The organism is Streptomyces sp. NPDC054932 (assembly GCF_053610205.1).
Genome location: NZ_JBSGXU010000002.1, coordinates 30,225 through 57,106 on the forward strand (window position 1 = coordinate 30,225; position 26,882 = coordinate 57,106).

Here is a 26,882-nt window from a genome sequence, read left to right on the forward strand (position 1 = left end):
ATCGGCCTGACCGAGCCGACCGAGCGGACCGAGCCGACCGATGTGGACCCGCGACCCTATGGGGGGAGTCGCGGGCCCTCGTCGTGTCACGGCGCGGACCCCTGTCGTGCCACCGGCCCGCCCGGGGATCCAGGGGTGCGCAGGAGCGCTCTACTCCGGTTCGTGGTCCGGGCCGCCGAAGTCCGGGCTCGTGAAGTCCGGAGGGGTGTAGCCGGGCCGGGGGCTCTCCGAAGGGGATCCCGGGCTGGTGAAGTCGGGCCTGCTGTACCCCAGGTTGGGGATGCGGCCGGCCGCCGGTGTGCGGGGGGTGGGAAAGCCGGGGCCCGCGCTCGGGTCGGCCAGCGCGTCCCGCAGGAACGGCACGATGCCGCGCTCCAGAAGGGCGTGCCGCCAGGCCTCGCGGGCCCGTGCGACCTCGTCGGGTATCGCCTCGGTCTCGTCCGCCACCACCTCGGTCGCACTGTTGCGGACAGCCGTCACCAGCAGTCCGATCACGGCGAAGAGCAGGGCGACCGCGGTGAGCCCGCCGAAGAGCCAACCCGCCGTCAGCATGGTTTCGGCGAAGGCCGGTTCGGGTTCGATCATCTTCAGGATGTAGCCCACGAGCAGGAAGATCAGCATCGCGGTGCCCGCGAGGACGGGTGCGAGGACCGCGACCACGGCGCTGACGCCCGCCCCGCCACCGCTGCCCTGCTCGTCGTCCTCGTCCCCGGTCGTACGGGGCCCGGTCAGTGCTTCGTCGCGTCGTTCCTCGCGGACCTTCACGTAGTGGTCGTACTCGGCGGCGGCCGCGGCCGCCAGCAGTGCACTGGCCCCCTGGGCCATGGTGCGCAGCTGTTCGGCATTCAGTCGTTCGCCGAGCGTGGCGAGTTCCGGCCGCTCGTGCGCGGCGCGCAGCGCCTCGTCGACGAGCCGATCAAACTCCGGCCGGTCTTCGGTCAGCAGGTGCGGAGCGCTGGTCATGTGCATCCCCCGATGCTCCGTAGAAGCCGGTATGCCCGCGTAGACCCGGGCGCCGGCACAAACGGAGGAGAGCCTGCTACGGATAGAGCGATGGTAGAGCGCCCACGCCACGCCGTGACAGGGGCTTTCCGGAAATACCCCTCTCCGTAAGCTCTCAGTCGCTCAGGGGGAGTTGTACGACAAGCAGTTTGCCAGCCATCGTCACGCCGCCGTCCATCGCGATGGCGAGCCCCTCCGCGTACACGTGCGGGCCGTCCACGGCCTCGGGGCCGCGGGACTCGTCGCCGTCCTCCGTGCCCACTTCGCCGAGCAGGTACGGGATGGGGCTGTGCCCGTGCACGACGCGGCTGCCGCCGTAGGTGTCGAGGAGTTCGCGCACGGCCGCCGGGCCGCTTCCCTCGTCGCGGAAGGCGAACCGCTTGGTGAACTTGCGGAAGAGGTCCCAGGTGATGTCGGCGTCGCCGCGGTTGAGCAGCTCGTGGATGGTGTCGTTGACGTCCTCGATGGAGTCGCCGTAGTCGAGGTAGGCCGTGGTGTCGGAGTGCAGCAGCAGGTGGTCCTCCTCCAGGACGGCCGCGTCCAGGCGCGACATCCACTGCAGGTGGACGTCCTGCAGGCGCTCCATGTCGGTGCGCTGGCCGCCGTTGAGGAGCCATGCGGCCTGGAAGGTGGCCGTGCCGGCGCCGGAGACGACGGGGGTGTCGCCGAACCGCTTGGCGCCGATGAGCAGGAGCTCGTGGTTGCCCATCAGGGCCTTGCAGTAGCCGCCGGCGGCGGCGGCCTCGGCGGAGAGCCGCATGACGAGGTCGATGACGCCGATGCCGTCGGGGCCGCGGTCGGTGAAGTCGCCGAGGAACCAGAGGCGGGCGTTGCCTGCGGACCAGCGGTGCTCCGCGTCGATCAGACCCTGGGCCCGGAGTTCGGTGACGAGCTCGTCGAGGTAGCCGTGGACGTCGCCGACGACGTAGAGCGGGCCGGGGCCAGCGGCGTGGTCCTGGGGCACGTACTGGACCTGGACGGTGTCGCCGGGGCCGCCGAGCGGGCTGCGGCCGATGACCGGGAGGTCCCGGTAGGTCGGCGTGTAGCCCTCGGGGTCGCCCTCGTCGGGGCCCTTGGACATCGAGTGCGCGGGTTCGGCGTCGGGGCGTACCGGGTGCTGCGTGTCCGGGTACGGGGCCTGCGGCGCGGCCGGTTGCGGTGCGGCGGGCTGCGGCGCCGCCGGCTGGGGCGCGGGCACCTGCGGCGGGTAGCCGGGCTGCGGGGGGACGGCCGGGCGGTCGTCCTCGTAGTACGCCGGGTACTCGCCGTAGACGGGGGGCTCGCCGGGCAGCCCGGTGGATACGGCGTACAGGGCGGGTTCGGTAACTGGAACCCGGAAGTCCCGCAGCGTGTCCGTCCGCATCGCGGGTCCCTGACCGGCCCCCTGAGTCATCGACCCCTCCACCACCGTCGCGCTGCCGTACACCTGCGGACCCTCCTGACCTCCGGGGAGGAGGGTCCGTGATGTCGTGCGCCCATCATAGGAATGCGGCTCGCGCTCTGTGACGCACCAGGGGTGGTGAATCCTGTGCGGAGCCGATCGTTCCTACCGCTTTCGCCCGATATCGGTGTTGCTGAAATCTTCGGCCGGTCCTCGGTCAGTGCTCGGTTGGTGGTGTGTCGGTCGTCGGCCGGTCCTCGGCCGGCCGTTCGACCGGCCGACCGGACGGTCTGTCGGGTCAGTCCTGCGCAGGGGATCGGGGCGGGCTGACGGTGGTGCGGGGCTGCCTGCGCTGCGACGAGGTGCGGATGATGAGTTCGGTCGGCACGACCTGTTCGACGGGGCGCCCGGTGTTCACTCCCTCGATCGCGTCGATGAGGAGCTGCACGACGGCCGTGCCGATGCGACGCGGTTTGAGGGACAGCGTGGTGATGGGCGGTTCGGTGTTGGCGTAGACGGTGGACTCGCTGCAGCACACGAGCAGCAGGTCCTCGGGGACGCGCAGGCCGTAGCGCCGGGCGGCGGCGAGCAGGTCGGTGCCGTTGGGGTCGAAGAGCCCGTAGACCGCGTCGGGGCGGTCGGGGCGGGCGAGGAGCCGGTCGGCGGCGACGGCGCCCGCACACGGATCGTGGGCCGGGTAGGACTCGTAGACGGGGTCTTGGCCGACGCGCTCGCACCAGTTGAGGTAGGCGGTCGTGGAGAGCCGGGTGTAGGTGTCGGTGGTGGTTCCGGTCAGCAGTCCGATCCGGCGGGCTCCGGCGGCGGCGAGGTGGTCGAGCAGGCCGAGCACGGCGGCCTCGTGGTCGTTGTCGACCCAGGCGGTGACGGGTAGGGAGCCTGCGGGGCGGCCGTCGGAGACCACGGGCAGACCTTGGCGGACCAGTTCGGTGACGACGGGATCGTGGTCGGAGGGGTCGATGACGACGGTGCCGTCGAGGGCGACGTTGGACCACACGTCGTGGCGGGAGGTGGCGGGGAGGATGACGAGGGCGTAGCCGCGGGCGAGCGCGGCGGAAGTGGCGGCCCTGGCCATCTCGGCGAAGTAGGCGAATTCGGTGAAGGTGAAAGGTTCATCCCCGTACGTCGTCACGGTCAGGCCGATGAGGCCGGACTTGCCGGTACGGAGGGTGCGGGCGGCGGCCGACGGGCGGTAGCCCAGCCGGTCGGCCACCTCGCGAACGTGGCGGCGGGTGGCGTCGGGCAGCCGTCCCTTGCCATTGAGCGCGTCGGAGACGGTTGTGATGGAGACGCCCGCCGCGGCGGCCACGTCCCTGATGCCGGCCCGGCCCTGTCGGCCGGCGGCCCGCCGGGTGGTCTCGGTCCGGCTCACCTGATGCTTCCCTGCTGCTGTCATGGCGAGCCGATAGTAGGGCTCGGTGGGGAGGGTGGTCCGGGTGCATATGCACGCGTTGACAGGCACGTTTCTGCATGGTTCGCCACCCCCAATGACCTTGGAAACGAAGGCGTTTGATCGCTCAGGGTGAGTGTGGAGCTTGTCGTCGGGCCCGAGCATGCCAAAACGATGCGATCCCGGGCCGGTCTCAACTCACCTGCACGAGGGATGCGCGCCACGGCGCAGGCCACCGGCGCGCGCATATATGCGCGCGCTCCCCCGCATTCCAGGCGCCCCCATTCTCGGAACGGCGGAATCCTCATAAGGTGAGCAGTATTGAGTCGACGGCGACGTCGTACGGGACGGTCGAGGAGGACCTGCGGTGAGCGAGAAGAGCCCGAAGCTGCGCGCCGAGCTGGACGGCATTCCGACATACAAGCCCGGCAAGCCGGCTGCCGCGGGAGGGCCTGTCGCGTACAAGCTGTCCTCGAACGAGAACCCGTACCCGCCGCTGGCGGGGGTGCTGGAGAGCGCGGTCTCGGCGGCCGGGAACTTCAACCGGTACCCCGACATGGCCTGCACCGGCCTCGTGAACGAGCTCGCCGAGCGCTTCGGGGTGCCGGTCGAGCACATCGCCACGGGCACCGGCTCGGTCGGTGTGGCCCAGTCCCTGATCCAGTCGGCCGCCGGCCCGGGCGACGAGGTGATCTACGCCTGGCGCTCCTTCGAGGCGTACCCGATCCTCACGCAGATCTCGGGCGCGACCTCGGTGCAGGTCCCGCTGACCGACGGTGATGTGCACGACCTGGACGCGATGGCCGCGGCGATCACCGACCGGACCCGGCTGATCTTCGTCTGCAACCCGAACAACCCCACCGGTACGGCCGTGCGCCGCGCCGAGCTGGAGCGCTTCCTGGACCGGGTGCCCTCGGACGTCCTGGTGGTCCTGGACGAGGCGTACCGCGAGTTCGTGCGCGACGCGGACGTGCCGGACGGCATCGAGCTCTACCGCGACCGCCCGAACGTCGCCGTGCTCCGTACGTTCTCCAAGGCGTACGGGCTCGCCGGTCTGCGGGTCGGCTTCGCGGTGGCGCACGAGCCGGTGGCGGCGGCGCTGCGCAAGACGGCCGTGCCCTTCGGTGTGAGCCAGCTCGCGCAGGACGCGGCGGTGGCCTCGCTGCGCGCGGAGGACGAGCTGATGGGCCGCGTCGGGGCGCTGGTGGGCGAGCGCACGCGGGTCCGCGAGACGCTGGTCGCGCAGGGCTGGACCGTGCCGGACACGCAGGCGAATTTCGTGTGGCTGCGGCTGGGGGAGCGGACCGCCGCGTTCGCGGAGGCCTGCGAGAAGGCCGGTGTGGTGGTCCGGCCCTTCGCGGGCGAGGGCCTGCGGGTCACGATCGGTGAGACCGAGGCGAACGACCTCTTCCTGCACACGGCCGAGGCGTTCTTCAAGGAGCTCTAGAAGCTCTAGGGATCCAGGGAGCTCCGGGAGTACCGGAGCTCCGGCAGCTCTGGCAGCTCCGGGCGGTTCGGAGCCGCACCGTCCGCCGGCGATGTGCTGCCGGCCGGTCGGTCCGGACCGCTTCGGGGTGGCTCAGGCGAGTTCCACGCGGACGGGATCGCCGTCGCGGACGGTGGACAGCAGGCGGGGGTCGCCGTCGATCGAGCCGAGCACGTTGCACGGGCTCGCGAGGCGGCTCTCGCCCCCGCGCGAGATGGGTGTGGGGCCGTAGGGCAGCGCGAGGGCGTCGCCCTCGGTCCAGAACGCGACCGTGCCGGGATCGACGACCTGCCGGGCGTCGTCCTCCAGGGCGACGGAGACGCCGGTGTCGAAGTAGATCTCCTCGCCCCAGGTGTTGGCGGAGGCGGAGATCGGAAGGGCCTCGGCCAGCGCCTTGCTGGTCGGGGTCTCGTCGAGGGTTGCGGTGAGCTGGCCGGCGGGCCAGGAGATTCGTATCTGCATGAGCCGCATTCAACAATCTGTTGAATCGATTGGCTAGAGGGGTACCCCGCCCGAAGGTGACCGAGAGCGATGCGACATAATGCTTGTGAATGTGAACGCGTTCACAAGCGTGTCCCGCTTGCTCCCGAATTGAGTGGGACACAACAGGCAAGCTGCCGCTGTGACCACGGCGACCCGAAGGAGACGAGGACGTGGACCTAGCTTTGGCGCCGGAGACTTTGGCGCGATGGCAGTTCGGCATCACCACCGTCTATCACTTCCTCTTCGTGCCCCTGACGATCTCGCTCGCCGCGCTCACGGCCGGCCTGCAGACCGCGTGGGTGCGCACCGAGAAGGAGAAGTACCTCAGAGCCACGAAGTTCTGGGGAAAGCTTTTCTTGATCAATATCGCGATGGGTGTCGTCACCGGCATCGTCCAGGAATTCCAGTTCGGCATGAACTGGTCCGACTACTCGCGATTCGTCGGCGACATCTTCGGGGCCCCCCTGGCCTTCGAAGCGCTGATCGCCTTCTTCTTCGAGTCGACCTTCATCGGTCTGTGGATCTTCGGCTGGGACAAGCTGCCGAAGAAGATCCACCTGGCCTGCATCTGGATGGTGTCCATCGGCACCGTCCTGTCCGCCTATTTCATCCTGGCGGCCAATTCCTGGATGCAGCACCCGGTCGGGTACCGCATCAACGAGGAGCGGGGCCGGGCCGAGCTCACCGACTTCTGGCTCGTGCTGACCCAGAACACCGCGCTCACCCAGTTCTTCCACACGATCACCGCGGCCTTCCTGGTCGGTGGCGCGTTCATGGCCGGAATATCCGCCTACCACCTGGCGCGCAAGAAGCACGTCCCCGTGATGCGCAGCTCGCTGCGCCTCGGCCTGGTCGTCATGATCATCGCCGGTATGGGCACGGCGATCAGCGGTGACCTGCTCGGCAAGGTCATGTACAAGCAGCAGCCCATGAAGATGGCTGCCGCGGAAGCGCTGTGGGACGGCGAGGCGCCCGCGCCCTTCTCCGTCTTCGCCTACGGAGACGTCGACAAGGGCCACAACAAGGTGGCGATAGAGATCCCCGGCCTGCTGTCCTTCCTGGCCAACGACGACTTCACCTCCTTCGTCCCGGGCATCAACGACGTCAACAAGGCCGAGCAGGAGAAGTACGGCCCCGGCGACTACCGGCCCAACATCGCCGTCGCCTACTGGGGCTTCCGCTGGATGATCGGCTTCGGCATGGCCTCCGTCGGTGTCGGAGCGCTGGGCCTGTGGCTGACCCGCAAGCGGTTCATGCTGCCGGCCGGGCTGCGGACCGGGGAGGAAGAGGTACCGCACCTGGTGCTCTTCAAGAAGCCCCTGAGCCCGAAGTTCGCCAACCTGTACTGGATCGTCGCCCTCTGGACGATGGGCTTCCCGCTCATCGCCAACTCCTGGGGCTGGATCTTCACCGAGATGGGCCGCCAGCCCTGGGTGGTCTACGGAGTCCTGCGCACCAGGGATGCGGTCTCGCCGAACGTCTCCCAGGCCGAGGTGCTCACCTCGATGATCGGCTTCACGCTCCTGTACGCCGTGCTGGCCGTGATCGAGGTCAGGCTCCTCGTCAAGTACGTCAAGGCCGGACCGCCCGAACTCACCGAGGCAGATCTCAACCCGCCCACCAAGATCGGCGGGGACGACAAGAACCCCGACCGGCCGATGGCCTTCTCGTACTGAGGCCGAGGAGAGCACACCATGCAACTCCACGATGTCTGGTTCGTACTCATCGCCGTCCTGTGGACCGGCTACTTCTTCCTGGAGGGCTTCGACTTCGGAGTCGGCGTACTGACCAAGCTGCTCGCCCGTGACCGCACGGAGAAGCGGGTCCTGATCAACACGATCGGGCCCGTGTGGGACGGCAACGAGGTCTGGCTGCTCACCGCGGGCGGGGCCACTTTCGCGGCCTTCCCCGACTGGTACGCCACCCTCTTCTCGGGCTTCTACCTTCCGCTGCTGCTGATCCTGATCTGCCTCATCATCCGTGGCGTCGCCTTCGAGTACCGGCACAAGCGTCCCGAGGACCGGTGGCAGACCAACTGGGAACACGCGATCTTCTGGACCTCGCTGATCCCCGCGTTCCTGTGGGGCGTGGCCTTCGCCAACATCGTGCGCGGCGTGAAGATCGACGAGAACAAGGAGTACGTCGGCAGCTTCCTCGACCTGCTGAACGTCTACTCGATCCTCGGCGGCCTGGTCACCCTGACCCTCTTCACGTTCCACGGCACGGTCTTCACCTCGCTCAAGACCGTCGGTGACATCCGGGACCGCTCGCGCGAGCTGGCGACCCGGCTGGGCGTCGTCACGGCCGTACTGGCCCTGGTCTTCCTGATCTGGACCCAGGTCTCGCGCGGCGACGGAAACAGCCTGATCGCGATGGCCGTGGCGGTGCTGGCGCTGGTCGGGGCGCTCGGCTTCAACCTTGCGGGCCGTGAGGGCTGGTCGTTCGCACTCTCCGGGGTCACCATCGCGGCGGCCGTCGCGATGCTGTTCCTCACGCTCTTCCCGAACGTCATGCCGTCCTCGCTGGACGACGCCTGGAACCTGACCGTCACCAACGCCTCGTCGAGCCCGTACACCTTGAAGATCATGACCTGGTGTGCGGCCGTGGCCACCCCGCTCGTGCTGCTCTACCAGGGCTGGACGTACTGGGTGTTCCGCAAGCGGATCGGGACGCAGCACATCGTCGATGTGCACTGAGCCCCTGCGACGCATGACCTGCCTGTCCGGCTGACCTCCCCGAGGGGATGTTTCACGTGAAACCGATCGACCCGCGCCTGCTCCGGTACGCCCGTTCCACCCGCCTCTTCCTCGGGGCGGTGGTGGCCCTGGGTCTTGCCGGTGCGGGGCTGGTCGTCGGCCAGGCGATGCTGATCGCCGAGATCGTGGTCGGTGCCTTCGAGCAGGGGCAGGACGGCGCAGCGCTCCGGACGCCGCTGCTGCTCCTTGCCGCCGTGGCTCTCGGGCGCGCACTGATCACCTGGCTGACGGAGCTGGCCGCGCACCGGGCCGGCGCGGCGGTCAAGTCGGAACTCCGGGGAAGGCTGCTGGACCGGGCCGCGGAGCTCGGGCCCGGTTGGCTCACCGGGCAGCGGACCGGATCGCTGGTGTCACTCGCCACCCGGGGCGTGGACGCGCTCGACGACTACTTCTCCCGCTACCTGCCCCAGCTGGGGCTCGCGGTGGTCGTACCGGTGGCGGTGCTCGCCCGTATCGTCACCGAGGACTGGGTGTCGGCGGCCATCATCGTGGTCACGCTGCCCCTGATTCCCCTGTTCATGATCCTCATCGGCATGGCCACGCAGTCCCGGATGGACCGCCAGTGGCGGCTGCTCTCGCGGTTGTCGGGGCACTTCCTCGACGTGGTGGCCGGGCTTCCCACCCTGAAGGTCTTCGGCCGGGCCAAGGCCCAGGCCGAGTCGATCCGCAAGATCACCGACGACTACCGGCGCGCGACGATGCGGACCCTGCGCATCGCTTTCCTCTCCTCCTTCGCACTGGAGCTGTTGGCGACCCTGTCGGTGGCACTGGTGGCCGTGACCATCGGCATGCGGCTGGTCCACGGCGAACTGGACCTCTACACAGGACTGGTCATCCTGATCCTGGCTCCCGAGGCGTACCTGCCGCTGCGGCAGGTGGGGGCCCAGTACCACGCCGCCGCGGAAGGGCTGGCGGCCGCCGAGGAGATCTTCGAGGTTCTGGAGACCCCCACCGCCGGTCCCGCCGGCACGGCCGAGCTGCCGGTCGGCGCTCCCCTGCACATCGAGGTCGAAGGAATCGCCGTCCGCCACGAGGGCCGGGGCGAGGACTCGCCCCGGCCGGTTTCGCTGACGGTCGGGCCGGGGGAGTGCGTGGCCCTCACGGGCCCGAGCGGGGCCGGGAAGTCCACGCTGCTCCAGGTTCTGCTGGGGTTCGTGAAGCCGACCGCCGGGCAGGTCCGGGTCGCGGGCGTGGACCTGGCCGAGCTGTCGCCGGCGCACTGGCAGGAGCAGATCGCGTGGGTGCCGCAGCGGCCGCACCTGTTCGCGGGGACGATCGCCGAGAACGTACGGCTGGCCCGCACGGGGGCCCCCGACGCCGATGTGGCCGAGGCGTTGAAGGACGCCGGGGCCTGGGAGTTCGTGAGCGCGCTGCCGCGCGGGGTGGAGACCCCGCTGGGTGAGGGCGGTGTGGGACTGTCCGCCGGACAGCGCCAGCGGCTGGCCCTGGCACGCGCGTTCCTGGCGGACCGGCCCGTGCTGCTGCTGGACGAGCCGACGGCGGCGCTGGACGGCGAGACCGAGGCGGGGATCGTGGAAGCGGTCCGGAGGCTCTCTGCGGGGCGGACCGTGCTGCTGGTCGTGCACCGGCCTGCGCTGCTCGCCGTCGCGGACCGGGTGGTGCCGTTGACCGCGGGAGACGGCCCGGAGGGGGACCCGGCCGTGCGGCCACTCCCCCGCCGCGCCGCTTCCCCGGACGGCGGCGGGTTCCGGTCCCCCGGAGACCTCGGTGACCTCGGTGACCACGTCCCGGACGCCGGGGAGTGGATCCTCGGCGCCGCACCCGAGCGGGTGCGCATCGGTGGCGGGACGGCCCCGGGTGCGGTCGGCTCGAGTGCTGCTGGTGATCCGCTGCGGCGGGTACGGGCGGTGGCCAGGGCATGGCAAGGGCGTTTCAGGCTCGGGCTGTTGCTCGGGGCGCTGGCCGTCGGATGCAGCGTCGGCCTGATGGCCGTGTCGGGCTGGCTGATCTCGCGGGCCTCGCAGCAGCCGCCCGTGCTCTATCTGATGGTGGCCGTCACGGCCACCCGCGCCTTCGGGATGGGCCGCGCCGTCTTCCGGTATGCCGAGCGGCTCGTCTCGCACGACGCCGTGCTGCGGATGCTCGCCGACCTGCGGGTCTCGGTGTACCGCCGGCTGGAGCGCATCGCGCCCGCCGGACTGCGCGAGCACCGGCGCGGGGACCTGCTGGCCCGGCTGGTGGCCGACGCCGATGCACTGCAGGACTACTGGCTGCGGTGGCTGCTGCCCGTCGGCACCGCCGTGCTCGTCGGAACCGGCTCGGTCGCCTTCACCGCCTGGCTGCTGCCAGGGGCCGGAGCAGTACTGGCCGTCGGACTGCTCGCCGCCGGTATCGGGGTGCCGCTGGTCAGCGGTGCCTGCGCCCGCCGGGCGGAGCGAAGGCTCGCGCCCGCCCGGGGCGAACTCGCGACCCGAGTGGCCGATGTGCTCACCGGGACCGCGGAGCTGACCGTGGCCGGCGCGCTGGGGGACCGTAAGGGCCGGGCGCGGGAGAGCGACCGCCTGCTGACGCGCATCGCCGCACGGGGCTCGGCCGCGGCCGGGCTCGGCAGCGGCCTGTCGGCCCTGGTGTGCGGGCTCACCGTCGTGGCCGCCGCGGCCGTGGCCGCGAACGCCGTCCACGACGGTCGGCTGTCCGGGGTGGCCATGGCCGTCGCGGTCCTGACCCCGCTGGCCGCCTTCGAGGCCGTGAGCGGACTTCCGCTCGCCGTCCAGTACCGCCAGCGGGTACGCCGTAGCGCCGAGCGGGTCTACGAGGTCATCGACGCGCCCGTCCCGGTCGCCGAGCCGGAGCAGGCGGCCGCAGCCCCGGCCTCGCCGTTCCCGCTGCGGCTGACCGGGCTCACCGCCCGTCACCCCGGCCAGGAGCGTGCCGCACTGCGGGACCTGGACCTGACGCTGGAGGCCGGACGTCGCATCGCCGTCGTCGGCCCCTCGGGCTCCGGCAAGACCACGCTGGCCCAGGTCCTCCTCCGGTTCCTCGACCCGGCCGAAGGCGGGTACAGCCTGGGCGGGAGCGACGCGCGCACGCTCGACGGCGACGACGTACGCGCCCTCGTGGGGCTGTGCGCCCAGGACGCCCACATCTTCGACAGCTCGGTACGGGAGAACCTGCGTCTGGCCCGGACCGGGGCGAGCGAGGAGCAGCTGCGGGAGGCACTGGCCGCGGCCCGGCTGCTGGAGTGGGCCGACGGCCTTCCGGACGGGCTGGACACGCTGGTCGGCGAGCACGGCGAGCGGATCTCGGGCGGTCAGCGCCAGCGACTGGCCCTGGCCCGGGCGTTGCTCGCGGACTTCCCCGTACTGGTCCTGGACGAGCCGGCCGAGCACCTGGACCTGGCCACGGCCGACGCCCTGACGGCGGATCTGCTGGCCGCGACCGAGGGCCGGACCACCGTGCTGATCACGCACCGGCTGGCCGGCCTGGAGGCGGTCGACGAGGTGCTCGTGCTGGACCGCGGAGAGGTCGTGCAGCGCGGCCCGTACGCGGAGCTGGCAGTCACCGAAGGGCCGCTGCGGCGGCTGCTGGAGCGTGAAAGGGCAACGGACGGGACTTTGGCCAACTTTCCCCGCCAATAGGGACTAACTAGTCTCAAGACCATGTCAGCGCAGCAGCCGCAGGAATCCTCGGATTCCTCACCGGATCCATCGCCGGGAACACCGGTGCCCCACGGATCGCCGGACCCGCTGGTGGCCGCCGCCCAGGCCACCAGGAGTCTGCACGGCCTGTCCACCGAGCTCACGGCCCGGGTACCGCAACTGCTGGAGGCCATGAGGTCGGTAGGGACCGGGCTTGAGCTGCACTCCACGCTGGACCGCATCTGCGAGACGGCGGCCGAGCTCGCGGACGCCCGCTACGCGGCGATCGGCGTCGTGGACACGGAGGGGCGCGGGCTCTCGGACTTCGTCACCCACGGGATCAGCTCCGCACAGGCACGGAAGATCGGACACCGTCCTGACGGGAAGCGGGGCCTGCTCGGAGCGCTGATCGCGCACTCCGACACGGTGCGGCTCGCCGATCTGGCGAAGGACCCGCGCTCGGCGGGGTTCCCGCCGCACCACCCGCCCATGAAGACCTTCCTCGGGGTGCCGATCCGGGTCCAGGGTGAGATCTTCGGCAATCTCTATCTCGCGGAGAAGAACGGCGGCGGCGAGTTCAACGACTACGACATCCACATGGTCCGGGTGCTCGCCACCGAGGCGGGGATCGCCATCGGCAACGCCCGGCTGTACGAGGCCGCCACCCAGCGGGAGCGGTGGATCGACGGCTCGGTGGCCGTCACCACCGCTCTTCTGTCCGGCGGGGACGCCGACGACGCCCTCGCCGTGGTCGCCGAACAGGCCCGCCGACTGGCCGATTCCGCCGCGGGGATCGTCATGCTCCCGGCCGAGGAGGGCGGGATGGAGATCGTCGCCGTCTCTGCCGACCACCCGGCCACCTCGCTCGGCGTGGTGATCCCGGCCGGGAGTCCGGTGGTGGACAGGCTCCTGGAGGGCGAGCCGGTCTTCGTGGACGACGCCGCGTCCGACCCCCGCATGGCCGGCAGGCTCACCCGCCAGTACGGCCCCTGCATGCTGCTGCCCCTGCAGAGCGGCGGGCGGGTCCTGGGGGCGCTGGTCACCCCCCGGGCCCGCAGCGGACGTCCCTTCACCGAGGCCGAGCGGACGCTGGCCACGCAGTTCGCCTCACAGGCGGCGCTCGCCCTGATGATGGCCGAGGCGCAGCGCGACCGCGAGCGGCTGGCGGTGTTCGAGGACCGCGACCGGATCGCCCGCGACCTGCACGACCTGGTCATCCAGCGGCTCTTCGCCACCGGGATGATGCTGGAGGTCGCCCAGCGCCGGTCCATCGTGCCGGAGGTGCGTGACGGTGTGGGCAAGGCCGTGGACGAACTGGACGTGACGATCCAGGAGATCCGCACCGCGATCTTCGCCCTTCAGCAGGGCCCGGCGGAAGCCCCGTCCGGGTTGCGCACCCGGGTGCTCCGGGAGATCAACATGGCCGCCGTACCCCTGGGCTTCAAGCCCGCGCACCGCTTCCTCGGTCCGATCGACGCGGTCGTCGGCGAGCTGGTGGGCAAGAACCTGATCGCCGCGCTGCGGGAGGCCCTTTCCAACGCCTTCCGCCATGCCGAGGCGACCCGGATCGAAGTGGTGCTCGACTCCACCATCACGCTCGCCGACGGCCGGCCGGGGGTCAGGCTGGAGGTCGCCGACGACGGGGTGGGCATCCCCGAGGGCGGCCGCCGCAGCGGGCTGCGGAACTTGCGTCGGCGGGCCGAGTCGCTGGGCGGCGCGAGTTCGTACGGCCCGGGCATCGGCGAGGACGGCGGCGGGACCACAGTGGTGTGGGAGGCCCCGCTGCAGCCCGCTGTCTAGGGGTGCCCTGCCGATCGTGCCGGGCTCGCCCTGGACGGCCTAGACCTGCTGCTGCGCGGTCCGTTCGGCGAGGATGCGCTCGATGACGAGAGCGACCCCGTCCTCGTTGTTGGCGACCGTGCGACCGGACGCGGCCGCGATCACATCGGGGTGGGCGTTGCCCATCGCGTACGAGGTGCCCGCCCAGCTGAGCATCTCCACATCGTTCGGCATGTCACCGAAGGCGACCACCTCGGCGGGGGAGATGCCCCGCTCGGCGCAGCACAGTGCGAGGGTGCTCGCCTTGGACACGCCCGGCCCGCTGACCTCCAGCAGGGAGGTGGGGCTGGAGCGGGTGATCGACGCGTGCTCGCCGACGGTGGAGCGCGCCAGCGTCAGGAACTCGTCCGGGGCCAGCTCGGCGTGGTGCGCCAGCAGCTTGAGCACGGGTGCGGCGCTTTCGTCCGTGTCCTCGTGCAGCAGCTTCTCGGCGGTGGCGACCCTGGCGCCCGGGTCCTTGAAGAAGGGCGGGTAGGCCGGCTCGTAGTTGATGCCGGTGGTCAGCTCGACCGCGAAGGAAGTGCCGGGTGCCGCGGCCCGCAGGGCATCGACGACGGCGAGTGCGGTCACTCGTGGCAGGGGCCTGACCTGAACGAACTCCCGTCCGGCGTGGAGATCGACCACTGCCGCGCCATTGGCGCAGATCGCGAGGCCGTGGCCGTGGACATGGTCGCTGACCACGTCCATCCAGCGGGCCGGGCGGCCGGTGACGAAGAAGACCTCGATCCCGGCCTCCTCGGCGGCGGCGAGTGCGGCAACGGTGCGCGGTGAGACGGACTTGTCGTCGCGCAGCAGGGTGCCGTCGAGGTCGGTGGCGATGAGCCGGGGCGTGGGGGTTGGCCCGTCAGGGCGCTGGGGAGCCGAGGTCACGGCTCCATCTTCGCCCATGGCCGGGAGCGTCCCGACCATGGGCGGGGAGGCTGCGACCTCGGGCGATGTTTCACGTGAAACGCCGATGTTTCACGTGAAACATCGGCTCACCGTAGGCTCCAAGCATGAGTCTGCGTCTGAGCACGGTGATCCTTCCGGTACGTCGATGGCACGAGGGAGGCCGCGATCAGTGGCTCCGGGCTGAGCAGCTCGGATTCCACACGGCCTATACCTACGACCACCTGTCCTGGCGGACGTTCCGCGACGGTCCGTGGTTCGGTGCGGTGCCCACCCTGACCGCGGCGGCCGCCGCCACCGAGCGGATGCGTCTGGGCACGCTCGTCACCTCGCCGAACTTCCGTCACCCGGTGACCCTCGCCAAGGACCTCATCAGCCTGGACGACATCTCCGGCGGACGCATCACCCTCGGGATCGGTGCCGGTGGCAACGGCTTCGACGCGACTGCGCTGGGCCAGGAGGCCTGGTCCCCGCGCGAGCGCGCCGATCGCTTCGCCGAGTTCGTGCCGCTGCTGGACCAGCTGCTGACCGAGGGCTCGGTGAGCCACGAAGGCACTTTCTACTCCGCGGTGGAGGCCCGCAACATCCCCGGCTGTGTGCAGCGGCCGCGGCTGCCGTTCGCGGTCGCCGCGAACGGGCCGCGCGGTATGCGGCTCGCTGCCCGGCACGGTCAGGCCTGGGTGACCACGGGCGACCCGAAGCTCTTCGAGGAGGGCACGCCCGAGCAGTCCCGGGAAGCCCTGCGCGGGCAGCTCGAACGCCTCGGCAAGGCCTTCCTGGAAATCGGGCGGGACCCTGAGCCCGTGGAGAAGATCCTTCTGACCGGTTTCACGCCGGAGGCCAACACCGTGCTGGAGTCCCTGGACGCGTTCGTCGACTTCGCAGGCCGGCACCGCGAGCTGGGCTTCACCGAGCTGGTGATCCACGCCCCGATCCCGGACTCCGATTTCGCCTCCGACGAGGCCGTCTTCGAGAAGATCGCCACCGAGGCCCTGGCCCAGCTCGACAGCTGATCCGCCGGTCGTCGCCGCCCCTCACGAGGGGCGGCGACGATCAGGACACCCCTCGGGGTGCGTCCGTCAGGCGCGAGCGGGCGCTCCGCCGATGGCGGGAGCCAAAGGGCAGGTCGACCTCCGGCAGCGCCCGGGCCTCGTCGATCAGCGCAGAGACGTGCGGCGCCGGATCCGCCCCGACGACCGTGAGGTGCCCGGTCGAGGGCATGGCGCGCGGTCATCATCGCGTCCACTGCGTTCTGCTGGAGCTCGCGGACGCAGACGTGCGACCTGGAGCAGAGGTGGTGGGAGCCACCGGAACTACTGGAAGCGGAGGAACTGCGGCGGTACGACGTCCACCAGCCACACTCCGTTGGCGCTGATCCTGAAGACGTGACCGGCCGCGCGCATCGCTCCTGCGTCGACGCTGAGCACGACGGGCCGGCCGCGTCGCGCGCCGACCCGGGTGGCGGTCTCCCGGTCGGGGGACAGGTGCACGTGGTGGCGGGCCATCGGGCGCAGGCCCTCGGTGCGGATCGAGTCCAGGGCTGCGGCGACGGTGCCGTGGTACAGGTACGCGGGCGGTTCGGCCTCCGGAAGATCAAGGTCCACGGCGACGGTGTGCCCCTGGCTGGCCCGGATCCGGGTGCCGTCGACAGCGAACCGCTGCTTGTCGTTGGCGGCGACGACATGGTCGAGCTCGCCCCGGCTGAAGTGGAAGCCGTGCGCGGCCGCCGCGCGCAGGAGGTCGTCGATCTCCACCCAGCCGTGGGGGTCGAGCACCAGTCCGATCCGTTCCGGCTGGTGGCGCAGGTGTTTCGAGACGTACTTCGACACCTTCACGGTGCGTCTTTCATCCATGGCTCCAGCGTGCCGGGTCGGGACGGTCCGATGCAGGGATTTTCCGTGGGCGACCGGTGGTGGACCCCCTCTATCGCCATTCCAAGATGCGGAATATATTTTCCGCTGCCACTTCTGCTCAGGGGGAGAAACCATGACAGCCCAACCCTCACTGTCACGCCGTGCCGCTGCCGAGCTGATCGGTACGGCCGGTCTGCTCGTGGTCGTCATCGGCTCAGGGCTCAAGGCCGCCGAGCTCAGCCGCGACACCGGTGTCGCCCTCATCGCCAACTCGTTCGCCTCGGCCATTGGCCTCGGGCTGATCATCACCCTCTTCGGGCCGCTGTCCGGCGCCCACCTCAACCCGGTGGTCACCCTCACCTCGTGGTGGTTCCGGCGCACCGGCGGCGAGGGGCTGGGCGGCCGCGAGGCGCTCGTCTACACCGCGGCGCAGAGCGCGGGAGCCATCGGCGGCGCCCTCCTCGCGGAAGTCATGTTCGGCCGGACGCCGGGCACCTTCGCCACCCAGGTGCGCGACGGCGGTCACCTGCTCATCGGCGAGGTGGTCGCCACCGCCGGTCTCGTCCTCCTGATCCAGGGCCTCGGTCGCATCGGGCGCCCCAGGCTCATCCCGGCGGCGGTCGCGGCGTACATCGCGGCCGCGATCTGGTTCACCTCCTCCGGGTCCTTCGCCAATCCGGCCGGCACCATCGGGCGCAGCTTCAGCGACTCCTTCACCGGCATAGCGCCGCAGTCGCTGCCCGGATTCGTCGGTGCCCAGCTGGTCGGCGGGATCCTCGGCCTGGCCCTGGCCGCGCTCCTGTACGGGACCGGGTCCGGCCGGACCGCGAAGCGGGCGGCGGCAGGGACAGGGGCGGCGACGGTCGAGACCGTTCCGGCGGCCCTGCCGGAGACGGGGCCGGCGGACGGAGCGAGTTCCGCCAAGGCGGCGTACGAGACCGTCGGATGAGACCGCGTCTCAGTTGCCCACAGGAAAAGGGGACTTGTCCACAGCCGTTTGGGCGGGTTTTGACGGCAAACGCGTGATCCGCCCTGTGGAACCTGTGGACTAAGCCCGACCTGCCGTAACCGTTCCCACCGGCGTCACCGCTCGCCCCGGCGCGCCAGGTCGTTCATGGTCCGGGCCTGGAGCTCCCGCTCCGTCGCGGCCCGGACGAACTCCGCCACGTGATCGGCACCCACCAGCTCCTGCACCGCCCGTACGGTCCCGGCCGGCAGTGCCACCGGCGAGGGCCCCGCCGGTCCCGGCGTACCGGCCGCCCCCAGGTGCTGCTGCAGATGCCGGGTCGCGAAGAGCCGCATCGCCCGGGCCAGCTCCGCGTCCACGGTCTGCTGGGCCAGCGGCCGCAGCCGTCGCACCATCGTCGCCGCCTCCGCCGCATCCGCGTCCGTGGGCGGTACCTGCCCGAGATAGCGCGCGAAGACGTGCTCGGTGGTGAACTCCAGGAACCGTGAGGCGATGTGCTCCACCTGGCCCCGCAGTTCCCGCAGGTGCCCGGTGATCGCCGACAGCGGCACCCCGGCCGCGTACAGCTCGGCGGCCACGGCCAGCTCCTGCGGGGAGGGCACGTGGAACTCGTCCGGGCGCCCCGGGATCCGCTCCAGCACCCCGAGCTCGCACGCCTCGTCCACCGCGTCGTCGTCCGGCCTGCCTCCGAACCGCTCGTTCAGCTCCTCCCGGCTGATCCGGGCCGCCTCCTCGTCGGTCCACGGCCCGTGCACCTCGGCGACCAGCCCGAGGACGCCGCCCAGACCGCGGCCCGCGTCCCAGGCCTCCAGCAGTTCCTTGATGGAGGCCAGGGTGTAGCCGCGGTCCAGCAGGTCTGCGATCTGCCGCAGCCGCGCCAGATGCGTGTCCCGGTAGACGTTGGAACGGCCCCGCCGCTCCGGCTTCGGCAGCAGACCACGGTCCTGGTACGCACGGATCGTGCGCACTGTGGCCCCGCTGTGGTGTGCCAGATCCTCGATCCGGTACTCGGCTACCGCCTGATCGGACAATCCCGGCTCCCTACGACATCGCGGCTCGGCCGACCGCGCCCGCTGCGGCCCGGGCGGCAGGTGAAGCCGCAAGGTACTCGACAGCCCTGCGCAGCGAGCCCTCCTGCGAGGGATGGTACGACCGCCGGAAGTAGCGGGGTATGGCCGTGCCGAGCTCTCTCCACGTGGGCAGGAGTCCCTTGGCCACCGCACGGTTGTGCGCGCGGAGCGAGTAGCGCAGCCGGCCGCCCAGTTCGGGGTCGGTGACCAGTGGCAGGCCCTCCTTGAGCACCTTCACGAACCACCGCTCTCCGGCGGGCAGCAGCAGGTGCAGCACGTGACGTGGGTGGCGGTGGGCTCGTCCGGTATCCAGTGCAGCGGGGTGGCCTTCCAGTCGAAGGCCACCCGGCGCGGAACGATCGGGTGCCCGGGCCCGCTCACAACTTCGGCTCCAGCCTCGCGATGCGTCGCAGGGCGCGCGGGGCGAAGCGGGACATCCACAGGGCGCCCTTGGACTCGGGCGTCACCGGTACGACGGCCTCGTTGCGCACGACCGCCCGCAGGATCGCGTCGGCGACCTTCTCCGGCGGGAAGTTGCGCAGCCCGTAGAGCCGCGAGGAGCGTTCCTGGCGCCGCTTCTCCTCGGCCTCGTCCACCCCGGCGAAGCGTGAGGTGGCGGTGATGTTGGTGTTGACGATGCCCGGGCAGATCGCGGAGACGCCGATCGACTTCGAGGCCAGTTCCGCGCGCAGGCACTCGGACAGCATCAGCACGGCGGCCTTCGAGGTGCTGTAGGCGGGCAGGGTCCTGGAGGGCAGATAGGCGGCGGCCGAGGCGGTGTTGACGATGTGCCCGCCCTGGCCCCGCTCGGCCATCTGCCTGCCGAAGATCCGGCAGCCGTGGATGACGCCCCACAGATTGACGTCCAGGACCTTCTTCCAGTCCTCGGTGGTCGTGTCGAGGAAGGCCCCGGACAGCCCGATCCCGGCGTTGTTGACCAGGACGTCCACGATTCCGTACTCGGCGGCGACCTTCGCCGCGAGCTTCTCCATCGCCTGCTCGTCGCTGACGTCCACGCACTCGGCCCAGGCCTCGGCGGCGCCGACGAGGCGGGCCATGTCGGCCGTGCGCGCCGCACCCTCGGCGTCGCGGTCGACGGCCACCACCCTGGCCCCGGCCTCGGCGAAGGCGAAGGCGGTGGCCCGGCCGATGCCGCTGGCCGCGCCGGTGACCAGGACGAGCTGCCCCGCGAACCGGTCGGCGTACTTGCCGGGTGCCTTCTGCTCCGGCGCCCGAGTCGCGGGCTCCTCGCGGTCGGTGACGAACTCGGTGATCCAGGCGGCCAGCTGGTCGGGCCGGGTCCGGGGCACCCAGTGCTTGGCGGGCAGGGTCCGCCGCAGCAGGTCCGGGGCCCACCGCTCCAGGCCGTCGTAGAGCCGCTCGGACAGGAAGGCGTCCCCGGTCGGGGTTATCAGCTGCACCGGCACGTGGGCGTACGCGTCGGGGCGCGGTCGGCGCAGTCGCGGTCGCACGTTGTCGCGGTAGAGCCAGGCGCCGTGTGCCGCGTCCGAGGGCAGCGAGTCCGTCGGATAGGAGCCGGCGGGAACCTTCTCGATGCGCTGGAGCATCGAGGGCCACCTCTTGCCGAGCGGCCCGCGCCAGGCGAGCTCCGGCAGCACGGGGGTGTGCAGCATGTAGACGTACCAGGACTTGGCGCCCTGGCCGAGGAGCTGCGCCGCCGCACGCGGGGTGGGCCGCGCCATCCGCTTCTTGATCCAGTGTCCGAAGTGGTCGAGGGAGGGCCCCGACATCGAGGTGAAGGAGGCGATCCGGCCCTCGGTGCGGCCGACCGTCGCGAACTCCCAGCCCTGTACGGAGCCCCAGTCGTGGCCGACCAGGTGCACGGGCCGGTCCGGGCTCACCGCGTCCGCCACCGCCAGGAAGTCGTCGGTCAGTTTCTCGAGGGTGAAGCCGCCGCGCAGCGGCTGCGGCGCGGTGGAGCGCCCGTGGCCGCGTACGTCGTAGAGCACCACGTGGAAGCGGGCCGCGAGCCGCTCGGCGACCTCCGACCAGACCTCCTTGCTGTCCGGGTAGCCGTGCACCAGCATCACCGTCGGCCGGCCCGTCTCGCCGAGCTCGACGACGCACAGCTCGACCCCACCGGTGCCCACCCGGCGCTCGCGCGCACCCGCCAGACCCACTGCCCCTGCTCCGTTCATTCCGCTCATGCTGCCTTCTCCTCGGCCCAGCGCCGCACGTGCGGCAGATCGTCGTCCAGCCAGTACGCGCTCTCTTCGGGGTCCCGGGAGTCGGTGACGACCAGGATCTCCTCGAACTTCGCGCCGGTGCCCCGGAACCCGAGGTGCGGTTCCACCGCCCACAGGCCGGGCTGCGGCGGATGGTCGGAGAAGTGGTAGGGGCTCCACAGCGGGGACCAGCCCTCGCGGTGCCCGTGCAGGGCGTCACTCGCCAGCCCCTTGAGGGACTGGGTGCCGAATCCGAAGGCGGTCGGAGACCAGCGCCGCTCCCTGACCCGGTCGATCTTGTGGGCGATCACGCCGAAGGGGTAGGCCCGGTGCCGGTTGGCGTACCCCTGCCGGGTCATCAGCCGTTCGACGTTCTCGTAGATCTCGCGCAGGGAGCGGCGCTCACGCACCTGTTCCAGGATCAGCACCCGGTGCGCCTGGAGATCGGCCATGAGCCGGTCCTGCACCGGATTCAGCCCGAGGCTGCCCGAATAGCCGATGTCGGCCGCGTAGCCCTTGTGGACGGGTGCCATGTCGAGGATGAACGGCATCCCCGGCTCCAGCTTCCGGTTGGTCGGGAAGAACTGCAGCGGGATCCTGAAGTTCGCGAAGGCGGTGCGGTCCCCGAACCAGGCGAAGGGCAGGTGGAACCAGTCCCGCACCCCGCGTTCCCGAAGCCACTCGCGCTGCATGCGCGCGGCCTCGCGCTCGGTCACTCCGGGCCGCAGCTGGGCCGCGACGGCCTCGGCGCACTCGTACGAGAGGCGCTGCACCTCTCTGAACCCGCTCAGGTCGGCGGAGAGTCGTCCGGACCGAGCGGTGCGTTGCTTGGTGTCCCCAGCCATGTCAGCCGTCCATCCGTGTAGCCGTACGCGCCCGTAAGTTGACACTGATGAATGTGACAATGACCGGAGATCACGTCAAGGGTCGTGCACGGACCTGTGGACGAAGTTGTCGCGTTCACATCAGCCTCCAGTACGGGCATGTACGCCTGAAGGCTGAGACAGGATCCAGCTCCAGGTCTGACGTCTCACGAGAGCTGCGCCACTAACGTCGAACCCGTGACTGTCATCGCGACCGAAAGCCTGAGCAAGCGGTACCCCCGAGTGACCGCCCTCGACCGGCTCTCCCTGGACATCGGGCCTGGTGTGACCGGCCTCGTTGGTGCCAACGGAGCCGGCAAGTCCACGCTGATCAAGATCCTGCTGGGACTGTCCCCCGCCACCGAGGGCAGCGCCGCCGTGCTCGGCCTCGACGTCCGCACGCATGGCAGCGCCATTCGTGAACGCGTCGGCTACATGCCCGAGCACGACTGCCTGCCACCCGACGTCTCGGCCACCGAGTTCGTCGTCCACATGGCGCGCATGTCCGGGCTGCCGCCCACCGCGGCCCGTGAGCGCACCGCCGACACCCTGCGCCACGTCGGGCTGTACGAGGAGCGCTACCGCCCCATCGGCGGCTACTCGACCGGCATGAAGCAGCGCGTCAAGCTCGCCCAGGCCCTCGTCCACGACCCCCAGCTGGTGCTCCTCGACGAGCCGACCAACGGCCTGGACCCGGTCGGCCGCGACGAGATGCTCGGCCTGATCCGCCGCATCTACACGGACTTCGGCATCTCCGTCCTGGTCACCTCCCACCTTTTGGGCGAGCTGGAGCGGACCTGCGACCACGTGGTGGTCGTCGACGGCGGCAAGCTGCTGCGCTCCAGCTCCACCAGCGACTTCACCCAGATCACCACGACCCTCGCGGTCGAGGTCACCGACTCCGACACCCACCCGGACGGCGCCGCCGCGCTGCGCAAGGCGCTCACCGCGGTGGGCATCACCCTGCACGCCGGAGAGGAGCAGGGTCTGCCTGGAGCCGGGCACATCCTCCTCGTCGAGGCCAGCGGAGAGGAGACGTACGACACCGTCCGCGACACCGTCGCCGACCTGGGCATCGGTCTGGTCCGCATGGAGCAGCGCCGTCACCACATCGCGGAGGTCTTCCGCGACAACGAGCAGCCCTCGTTCACCGTCCAGCAGAAGGGAGCCGGTTCCGATGGCGCCTGACACCTCGACCCAGATCCACAACATCGGCTACCGGTCCTACGACGGACCCCGGCTCGGCCGCGCCTACGCCCGCAAGTCGCTGTTCTCGCAGTCCCTGCGCGGCGCCTACGGACTCGGCCGCTCCGCCAAGTCCAAGGTCCTGCCGATGCTCCTCTTCGCGGTGATGTGTGTGCCCGCGCTGATCATCGTCGCGGTCGCCATCGCGGTGCCCGGCTCCACCGACCTGCCGATCAAGTACACGACGTACGCCCTGACCACCCAGGTGATCATCGGCCTCTTCCTCGCGTCCCAGGCACCGCAGTCGGTCTCGCGCGACCTGCGCTTCAAGACGGTGCCGCTCTACTTCTCGCGGCCCATCGAGCGCGTCGACTACGTGGTGGCCAAGTACGCCGCCATGGCCTCGGCCCTGTTCATCCTCACCGCGACCCCGCTGCTGATCATGTGGATCGGCTCGCTCCTGGCGAAGTTCGACTTCTCCCACCAGACCAAGGGATTCGGGCAGGGACTCGTGTCGGTGCTGCTGCTGTCGCTGCTCTTCGCGGGCCTCGGCCTGGTCATGGCCGCGCTCACCCCGCGCCGCGGGTTCGGCGTCGCCGCGATCATCGCGGTGCTCCTGATCCCGTTCGGCGCGGTGACAGCGGTCCAGGGCATCTCGTACAGCACCGGGAACACCGGCGCCATCGAGTGGATGGGCCTGTTCTCCCCGATCACCCTCATCGACGGCGTACAGACCGCGTTCCTCGGCGCGACCTCCGCCTTCCCCGGCGGCGAGGGTCCCTCGGCCGGCACCGGCGTCGTCTACCTGATCGTCGCCCTCGGCCTCATCGCCGGCTCCTACGCCGCCCTGATGGCCCGCTACCGGAAGGCCGGGCTGTGACCACCATCGACATCGACCACACCTCCCGCTGGTTCGGGAACGTCGTCGCCGTCAACGACGTGACCATGAGCATCGGACCCGGTGTCACCGGGCTCCTGGGCCCCAACGGCGCCGGGAAGTCCACCCTCATCAACATGATGGGCGGCTTCCTCGCCCCCTCCACGGGCACCGTCACTCTCGACGGCTCGCCGATCTGGCAGAACGAGCAGGTCTACAAGCAGATCGGCGTCGTGCCCGAGCGCGAGGCCATGTACGACTTCCTCACGGGCCGGGAGTTCGTCGTCGCCAACGCCGAACTCCACGGCCTCGACGACGCGGCCGCCCAGCGGGCGCTCGCCACCGTCGAGATGGAGTACGCCCAGGACCGCAAGATCTCCACGTACTCCAAGGGCATGCGCCAGCGCGTGAAGATGGCCTCGGCCCTCGTCCATGACCCGGCCGTCCTGCTCCTCGACGAGCCGTTCAACGGCATGGACCCGCGCCAGCGCATGCAGCTCATGGATCTGCTGCGGCGCATGGGCGACGCGGGACGCACCGTCCTTTTCTCCTCCCACATCCTGGAGGAGGTCGAGCAGCTCGCCTCGCACATCGAGGTGGTCGTGGCCGGCCGGCACGCCGCGTCCGGCGACTTCCGCAAGATCCGTCGCCTGATGACGGACCGCCCGCACCGCTACCTCATCCGCTCCACCGACGACCGGTTGCTCGCCGCGGCCCTGATCGCCGACCCCTCCACCGCCGGCATCGAGGTCGACCTCAAGGAAGGCGCGCTGCGCATCCAGGCCGTCGACTTCGGCCGCTTCACCGAGCTGCTGCCGCGTGTGGCCCGGGAACACGGCATCCGGCTGCTGACGGTCTCTCCCTCCGACGAGTCCCTCGAGTCGGTCTTCTCCTACCTCGTCACGGCCTGAAAGGAGCTGGCACCCATGTACGAACCCACCGTCGCCCGGCTCACCTACCGGGCCCTGCTCGGCCGGCGGCGCGCGCTGATCCTCTTCGCGCTGCCCGCCCTGCTGATCGTCATCGCCCTCGTCGTCCGTGCCTTCGTCGGCGTGGACGACAAGGTCGCGGCCGACCTCCTCGGGGGCTTCGCGCTCGCCACCATGGTTCCGCTGATCGGTGTCATCGCCGGCACCGGAGCCATCGGGCCCGAGATCGACGACGGCTCCATCGTCTACCTGCTCGCCAAGCCGGTGAAGCGCCCGAAGATCATCATGACCAAGCTGATCGTGGCGATCGCCGTCACGATGGTCTTCTCCGCGATCCCCACCCTGATCGCCGGATTCATCCTCAACGGGAACGGCCAGCAGATCGCCGTCGCCTACACGATCGCCGCCCTCGTGGCCTCGATCGCCTACAGCGCGCTCTTCCTGCTGCTCGGCACCGTCAGCCGGCACGCGGTCGTCTTCGGCCTGGTCTACGCCCTGATCTGGGAGTCGCTCTTCGGCAGCCTGGTCTCCGGAGCCAAGACCCTCAGCGTCCAGCAGTGGGCCCTGTCCGTCGCCGAGAAGGTGGCCGGGGACGGGTACGTCGACGCCACCGTCGGTCTGCCCACCGCTGTGATCCTGCTCTGCGCGGTCACCGTCGGCGCCACCGTCTACGCAGGCCAGAAGCTCCGCCGGCTCACCCTGGCCGGCGAGGAGTAAGTCCCGCCGCAGCGCCCGCGAAACCGTGCCCCGCCCGGCCCACCGGCCGAGCGGGGCACCGTTTTGCGCGTCATCATCGGTTCATGGTCGTGCACACCGAGCCGGAGCCGTCCAGGCCACTGCGGTCCTGGATACGCTCCTCGCCCGGAACGCACATCTGGCTGCTGATCATCGCCGTCACCAGCATCATCGTGGCGGTCGCGCCCGACCGGCTCGAAAGCGTCCTGCTCCACCGCAACAGCAGCAACATCAACCAGCTCGTCAAATACCCCGTCCGGGCACTCGCCAGCAGCGCCTTCTGGATCGTGAACCCGGCCTCGCTCGCCCTCTACGTCGTGCTCTTCGAGTTCTTCCACGCCCCCGTCGAACGCTGGCTCGGCACTCTGCGCTGGTTCCTGATCGTCGCGACTGCCCATGTCGTCGCCACACTCGTCAGTCAGAAGGTCCTCCTGACGGCCATCCAGGACCACCGTGCCCCGCAGAGCATGACCCATGTCGTCGACATCGGCGTCAGCTACGGCCTCGCGGCCTCCATCGGTGTCCTCACCTACCGGATCCACGGCCACTGGAAATGGCTCTACCTCGCCGGAGCGGTCGCCTTCTTCGGGATCCCGCTGACCACCGGCGGTACCTTCACGGATCTCGGTCACGCCATCGCGCTCACCGTCGGCCTGCTTGCCTGGCCGCTCACCCGCCACGTTGTTTCACGTGAAACATGACGACCCCGGCCCGCCCTAGGGGGTGTCGGCCTCGGCTTTCGCGATGCCGTGCTCCCACGCCCACGCGGCGATTCCCACCCGGTTCCGGGCCCCCAGCTTCGCCTGGACGTTCGCGATGTGGGTCTTTGCCGTCCCCGCGCTGATGAACAGCTCCGCGCCGATCTCGGCGTTGGTGAGACCCCGGGCCACCAGGCGCACGATGTCCACCTCCCGCTCCGTCAGCGGGTGCGCCGCGGGCCGGGCCACCGGACCCGCCTGAGCCAGCCGGCTCAGCAGCCGCACCGTGATCTGCGGGCTGATCAGCGTGTCCCCCGCCATCGCCGCCCGCACCCCCTCGATCAGCAGCGCCGGGCCGGAGCGCTTGAGCAGAAAGCCGCAGGCGCCGTTGTGCAGAGCGGTGTGCACGTACTCGTCCAGGTCGAAGGTGGTCACCACCACGACCCGCGTCTGCGGCGCCAGCAGCCGGGTCACCTCCAGCCCGTCGAGCCGCGGCATCCGGATGTCCGCCAGCACCACGTCCGGCTGCAGTTCCCGGGCCAGCGCCACCGCGCTCTCCCCGTCCGCCGCCTCCCCCACAACAGTCATGTCCGGCTGCGAATCGAGGATCAGCCGGAATCCGCTGCGAATGTCCTCTTGGTCATCGGCTATCAGGATGCGTGTGGTCACGCTGTCAT

The 26,882-nt window shown here is 70.5% G+C and carries 23 protein-coding genes and 1 pseudogene; 12 read left to right on the top strand and 12 right to left on the bottom strand.

Annotated elements, in window-relative coordinates; genetic code table 11:
* Nucleotides 1–150 precede the first annotated feature (150 nt).
* The 3 genes from ACWGE1_RS00865 to ACWGE1_RS00875 all read right to left on the bottom strand — a co-directional run bounded on the left by ACWGE1_RS00865 (nucleotide 151) and on the right by ACWGE1_RS00875 (nucleotide 3,797).
* Complete coding sequence (locus tag ACWGE1_RS00865) at nucleotides 151–969, bottom strand: hypothetical protein (RefSeq protein ID WP_453418409.1); 819 nt, start codon at nucleotides 967–969, stop codon at nucleotides 151–153.
* 148 nt (nucleotides 970–1,117) lie between these two features.
* Complete coding sequence (locus ACWGE1_RS00870) at nucleotides 1,118–2,395, bottom strand: metallophosphoesterase (RefSeq protein ID WP_453418410.1); 1,278 nt, start codon at nucleotides 2,393–2,395, stop codon at nucleotides 1,118–1,120.
* A gap of 286 nt (nucleotides 2,396–2,681) precedes the next feature.
* Nucleotides 2,682–3,797, bottom strand: coding sequence for a LacI family DNA-binding transcriptional regulator (locus tag ACWGE1_RS00875; RefSeq protein ID WP_052870581.1), 1,116 nt, complete (start codon nucleotides 3,795–3,797; stop codon nucleotides 2,682–2,684).
* A gap of 361 nt (nucleotides 3,798–4,158) precedes the next feature.
* Here ACWGE1_RS00875 and hisC point away from each other — a divergent pair, with 361 nt between their 5' ends.
* Nucleotides 4,159–5,238: a histidinol-phosphate transaminase gene (hisC, locus tag ACWGE1_RS00880; RefSeq protein ID WP_453418411.1), complete on the top strand. Its 1,080-nt coding sequence runs from the start codon at nucleotides 4,159–4,161 to the stop codon at nucleotides 5,236–5,238.
* A 132-nt stretch (nucleotides 5,239–5,370) separates the two neighbouring features.
* On the opposite strand, the gene ACWGE1_RS00885 is transcribed toward hisC, so the two are convergent.
* Complete coding sequence (locus tag ACWGE1_RS00885) at nucleotides 5,371–5,739, bottom strand: cyclophilin-like fold protein (protein ID WP_453418412.1); 369 nt, start codon at nucleotides 5,737–5,739, stop codon at nucleotides 5,371–5,373.
* 191 nt (nucleotides 5,740–5,930) lie between these two features.
* Between ACWGE1_RS00885 and ACWGE1_RS00890 the strand changes: the two genes are divergently transcribed.
* The 4 genes from ACWGE1_RS00890 to ACWGE1_RS00905 are packed head-to-tail and all read left to right on the top strand — an operon-like array spanning nucleotide 5,931 to nucleotide 13,915.
* Complete coding sequence (locus tag ACWGE1_RS00890; RefSeq protein WP_453418413.1) at nucleotides 5,931–7,436, top strand: cytochrome ubiquinol oxidase subunit I; 1,506 nt, start codon at nucleotides 5,931–5,933, stop codon at nucleotides 7,434–7,436.
* 18 nt (nucleotides 7,437–7,454) lie between these two features.
* The gene (cydB, locus tag ACWGE1_RS00895; RefSeq protein WP_453418414.1) at nucleotides 7,455–8,456 is read left to right on the top strand and encodes a cytochrome d ubiquinol oxidase subunit II; all 1,002 of its coding nucleotides are present in this window, start codon (nucleotides 7,455–7,457) and stop codon (nucleotides 8,454–8,456) included.
* Between the two features lie 56 nt (nucleotides 8,457–8,512).
* Nucleotides 8,513–12,115, top strand: a complete 3,603-nt coding sequence (gene cydD, locus ACWGE1_RS00900; RefSeq protein WP_453418415.1) for a thiol reductant ABC exporter subunit CydD — start codon at nucleotides 8,513–8,515, stop codon at nucleotides 12,113–12,115.
* Nucleotides 12,116–12,136: 21 nt separating this feature from the next.
* A complete protein-coding gene (locus tag ACWGE1_RS00905) occupies nucleotides 12,137–13,915 on the top strand; it encodes a GAF domain-containing sensor histidine kinase (RefSeq protein WP_453418416.1) in 1,779 nt (592 codons plus the stop codon).
* Nucleotides 13,916–13,954: 39 nt separating this feature from the next.
* Here ACWGE1_RS00905 and ACWGE1_RS00910 read toward each other — a convergent pair whose 3' ends face one another.
* Nucleotides 13,955–14,842 carry a Cof-type HAD-IIB family hydrolase gene (locus tag ACWGE1_RS00910; RefSeq protein WP_453418417.1) on the bottom strand — a complete coding sequence of 296 codons (888 nt, stop codon included), beginning with the start codon at nucleotides 14,840–14,842 and terminating at the stop codon, nucleotides 13,955–13,957.
* Between the two features lie 107 nt (nucleotides 14,843–14,949).
* Here ACWGE1_RS00910 and ACWGE1_RS00915 point away from each other — a divergent pair, with 107 nt between their 5' ends.
* Nucleotides 14,950–15,855, top strand: a complete 906-nt coding sequence (locus tag ACWGE1_RS00915; protein ID WP_453418418.1) for an LLM class flavin-dependent oxidoreductase — start codon at nucleotides 14,950–14,952, stop codon at nucleotides 15,853–15,855.
* A gap of 40 nt (nucleotides 15,856–15,895) precedes the next feature.
* Here ACWGE1_RS00915 and ACWGE1_RS00920 read toward each other — a convergent pair whose 3' ends face one another.
* Together ACWGE1_RS00920 and ACWGE1_RS00925 are read right to left on the bottom strand one after the other, a co-directional pair.
* Entirely contained in the window at nucleotides 15,896–16,063 is a 168-nt protein-coding gene (locus ACWGE1_RS00920; protein ID WP_453418419.1) for a hypothetical protein, read from the bottom strand.
* A 92-nt stretch (nucleotides 16,064–16,155) separates the two neighbouring features.
* Nucleotides 16,156–16,695 carry an RNA 2'-phosphotransferase gene (locus tag ACWGE1_RS00925; RefSeq protein ID WP_453418420.1) on the bottom strand — a complete coding sequence of 180 codons (540 nt, stop codon included), beginning with the start codon at nucleotides 16,693–16,695 and terminating at the stop codon, nucleotides 16,156–16,158.
* A 133-nt stretch (nucleotides 16,696–16,828) separates the two neighbouring features.
* Between ACWGE1_RS00925 and ACWGE1_RS00930 the strand changes: the two genes are divergently transcribed.
* Complete coding sequence (locus tag ACWGE1_RS00930; RefSeq protein WP_453418421.1) at nucleotides 16,829–17,644, top strand: aquaporin; 816 nt, start codon at nucleotides 16,829–16,831, stop codon at nucleotides 17,642–17,644.
* 134 nt (nucleotides 17,645–17,778) lie between these two features.
* On the opposite strand, the gene ACWGE1_RS00935 is transcribed toward ACWGE1_RS00930, so the two are convergent.
* The 4 genes and pseudogenes from ACWGE1_RS00935 to ACWGE1_RS00950 form a co-directional block, all read right to left on the bottom strand.
* Nucleotides 17,779–18,693 (bottom strand): MerR family transcriptional regulator, encoded by a 915-nt coding sequence (locus tag ACWGE1_RS00935; RefSeq protein WP_453418422.1) that lies wholly within the window; start codon nucleotides 18,691–18,693, stop codon nucleotides 17,779–17,781.
* Nucleotides 18,694–18,703: 10 nt separating this feature from the next.
* Nucleotides 18,704–19,113, bottom strand: a pseudogene (locus tag ACWGE1_RS00940) (metal-dependent hydrolase).
* The gene (locus ACWGE1_RS00945; RefSeq protein ID WP_453418423.1) at nucleotides 19,110–20,900 is read right to left on the bottom strand and encodes an SDR family oxidoreductase; all 1,791 of its coding nucleotides are present in this window, start codon (nucleotides 20,898–20,900) and stop codon (nucleotides 19,110–19,112) included. The pseudogene ACWGE1_RS00940 and the gene ACWGE1_RS00945 overlap by 4 nt, the downstream one beginning before the upstream one ends.
* Nucleotides 20,897–21,763: a M24 family metallopeptidase gene (locus ACWGE1_RS00950; RefSeq protein WP_453418424.1), complete on the bottom strand. Its 867-nt coding sequence runs from the start codon at nucleotides 21,761–21,763 to the stop codon at nucleotides 20,897–20,899. Before ACWGE1_RS00950 ends, ACWGE1_RS00945 begins: the two co-directional genes overlap by 4 nt.
* 216 nt (nucleotides 21,764–21,979) lie before the next feature.
* Between ACWGE1_RS00950 and ACWGE1_RS00955 the strand changes: the two genes are divergently transcribed.
* The 5 genes from ACWGE1_RS00955 to ACWGE1_RS00975 all read left to right on the top strand — a co-directional run bounded on the left by ACWGE1_RS00955 (nucleotide 21,980) and on the right by ACWGE1_RS00975 (nucleotide 26,208).
* Nucleotides 21,980–22,969 (top strand): ABC transporter ATP-binding protein, encoded by a 990-nt coding sequence (locus ACWGE1_RS00955; protein ID WP_453418425.1) that lies wholly within the window; start codon nucleotides 21,980–21,982, stop codon nucleotides 22,967–22,969.
* Nucleotides 22,959–23,846, top strand: a complete 888-nt coding sequence (locus tag ACWGE1_RS00960) for an ABC transporter permease (RefSeq protein WP_453418426.1) — start codon at nucleotides 22,959–22,961, stop codon at nucleotides 23,844–23,846. The genes ACWGE1_RS00955 and ACWGE1_RS00960 overlap by 11 nt, the downstream gene beginning before the upstream one ends.
* On the top strand, nucleotides 23,843–24,754 hold the full coding sequence (locus ACWGE1_RS00965) for an ABC transporter ATP-binding protein (protein WP_453418427.1): 912 nt from the start codon (nucleotides 23,843–23,845) through the stop codon (nucleotides 24,752–24,754). The genes ACWGE1_RS00960 and ACWGE1_RS00965 overlap by 4 nt, the downstream gene beginning before the upstream one ends.
* 15 nt (nucleotides 24,755–24,769) lie before the next feature.
* Entirely contained in the window at nucleotides 24,770–25,489 is a 720-nt protein-coding gene (locus ACWGE1_RS00970) for an ABC transporter permease (RefSeq protein WP_453418428.1), read from the top strand.
* Nucleotides 25,490–25,572: 83 nt separating this feature from the next.
* Nucleotides 25,573–26,208, top strand: coding sequence for a rhomboid-like protein (locus ACWGE1_RS00975; RefSeq protein ID WP_453418429.1), 636 nt, complete (start codon nucleotides 25,573–25,575; stop codon nucleotides 26,206–26,208).
* A 15-nt stretch (nucleotides 26,209–26,223) separates the two neighbouring features.
* Here ACWGE1_RS00975 and ACWGE1_RS00980 read toward each other — a convergent pair whose 3' ends face one another.
* Nucleotides 26,224–26,874 (bottom strand): response regulator, encoded by a 651-nt coding sequence (locus tag ACWGE1_RS00980; protein ID WP_453418430.1) that lies wholly within the window; start codon nucleotides 26,872–26,874, stop codon nucleotides 26,224–26,226.
* Nucleotides 26,875–26,882: the final 8 nt, after the last annotated feature.

What these genes read in the sequence shown, in the direction of transcription:
- ACWGE1_RS00970 (WP_453418428.1), top strand. Translation starts at nt 24,770, where the DNA reads ATGTACGAACCCACCGTCGCCCGGCTCACCTACCGGGCCCTGCTCGGC.
- ACWGE1_RS00910 (WP_453418417.1), bottom strand. Translation starts at nt 14,842, where the DNA reads ATGGGCGAAGATGGAGCCGTGACCTCGGCTCCCCAGCGCCCTGACGGG.
- ACWGE1_RS00945 (WP_453418423.1), bottom strand. Translation starts at nt 20,900, where the DNA reads ATGAGCGGAATGAACGGAGCAGGGGCAGTGGGTCTGGCGGGTGCGCGC.
- ACWGE1_RS00875 (WP_052870581.1), bottom strand. Translation starts at nt 3,797, where the DNA reads ATGACAGCAGCAGGGAAGCATCAGGTGAGCCGGACCGAGACCACCCGG.
- cydB (WP_453418414.1), top strand. Translation starts at nt 7,455, where the DNA reads ATGCAACTCCACGATGTCTGGTTCGTACTCATCGCCGTCCTGTGGACC.
- ACWGE1_RS00905 (WP_453418416.1), top strand. Translation starts at nt 12,137, where the DNA reads ATGTCAGCGCAGCAGCCGCAGGAATCCTCGGATTCCTCACCGGATCCA.
- ACWGE1_RS00925 (WP_453418420.1), bottom strand. Translation starts at nt 16,695, where the DNA reads ATGGATGAAAGACGCACCGTGAAGGTGTCGAAGTACGTCTCGAAACAC.
- ACWGE1_RS00920 (WP_453418419.1), bottom strand. Translation starts at nt 16,063, where the DNA reads ATGCCCTCGACCGGGCACCTCACGGTCGTCGGGGCGGATCCGGCGCCG.
- ACWGE1_RS00975 (WP_453418429.1), top strand. Translation starts at nt 25,573, where the DNA reads ATGGTCGTGCACACCGAGCCGGAGCCGTCCAGGCCACTGCGGTCCTGG.
- ACWGE1_RS00930 (WP_453418421.1), top strand. Translation starts at nt 16,829, where the DNA reads ATGACAGCCCAACCCTCACTGTCACGCCGTGCCGCTGCCGAGCTGATC.
- ACWGE1_RS00865 (WP_453418409.1), bottom strand. Translation starts at nt 969, where the DNA reads ATGCACATGACCAGCGCTCCGCACCTGCTGACCGAAGACCGGCCGGAG.
- ACWGE1_RS00870 (WP_453418410.1), bottom strand. Translation starts at nt 2,395, where the DNA reads ATGACTCAGGGGGCCGGTCAGGGACCCGCGATGCGGACGGACACGCTG.
- ACWGE1_RS00950 (WP_453418424.1), bottom strand. Translation starts at nt 21,763, where the DNA reads ATGGCTGGGGACACCAAGCAACGCACCGCTCGGTCCGGACGACTCTCC.
- ACWGE1_RS00960 (WP_453418426.1), top strand. Translation starts at nt 22,959, where the DNA reads ATGGCGCCTGACACCTCGACCCAGATCCACAACATCGGCTACCGGTCC.
- ACWGE1_RS00885 (WP_453418412.1), bottom strand. Translation starts at nt 5,739, where the DNA reads ATGCAGATACGAATCTCCTGGCCCGCCGGCCAGCTCACCGCAACCCTC.
- ACWGE1_RS00915 (WP_453418418.1), top strand. Translation starts at nt 14,950, where the DNA reads ATGAGTCTGCGTCTGAGCACGGTGATCCTTCCGGTACGTCGATGGCAC.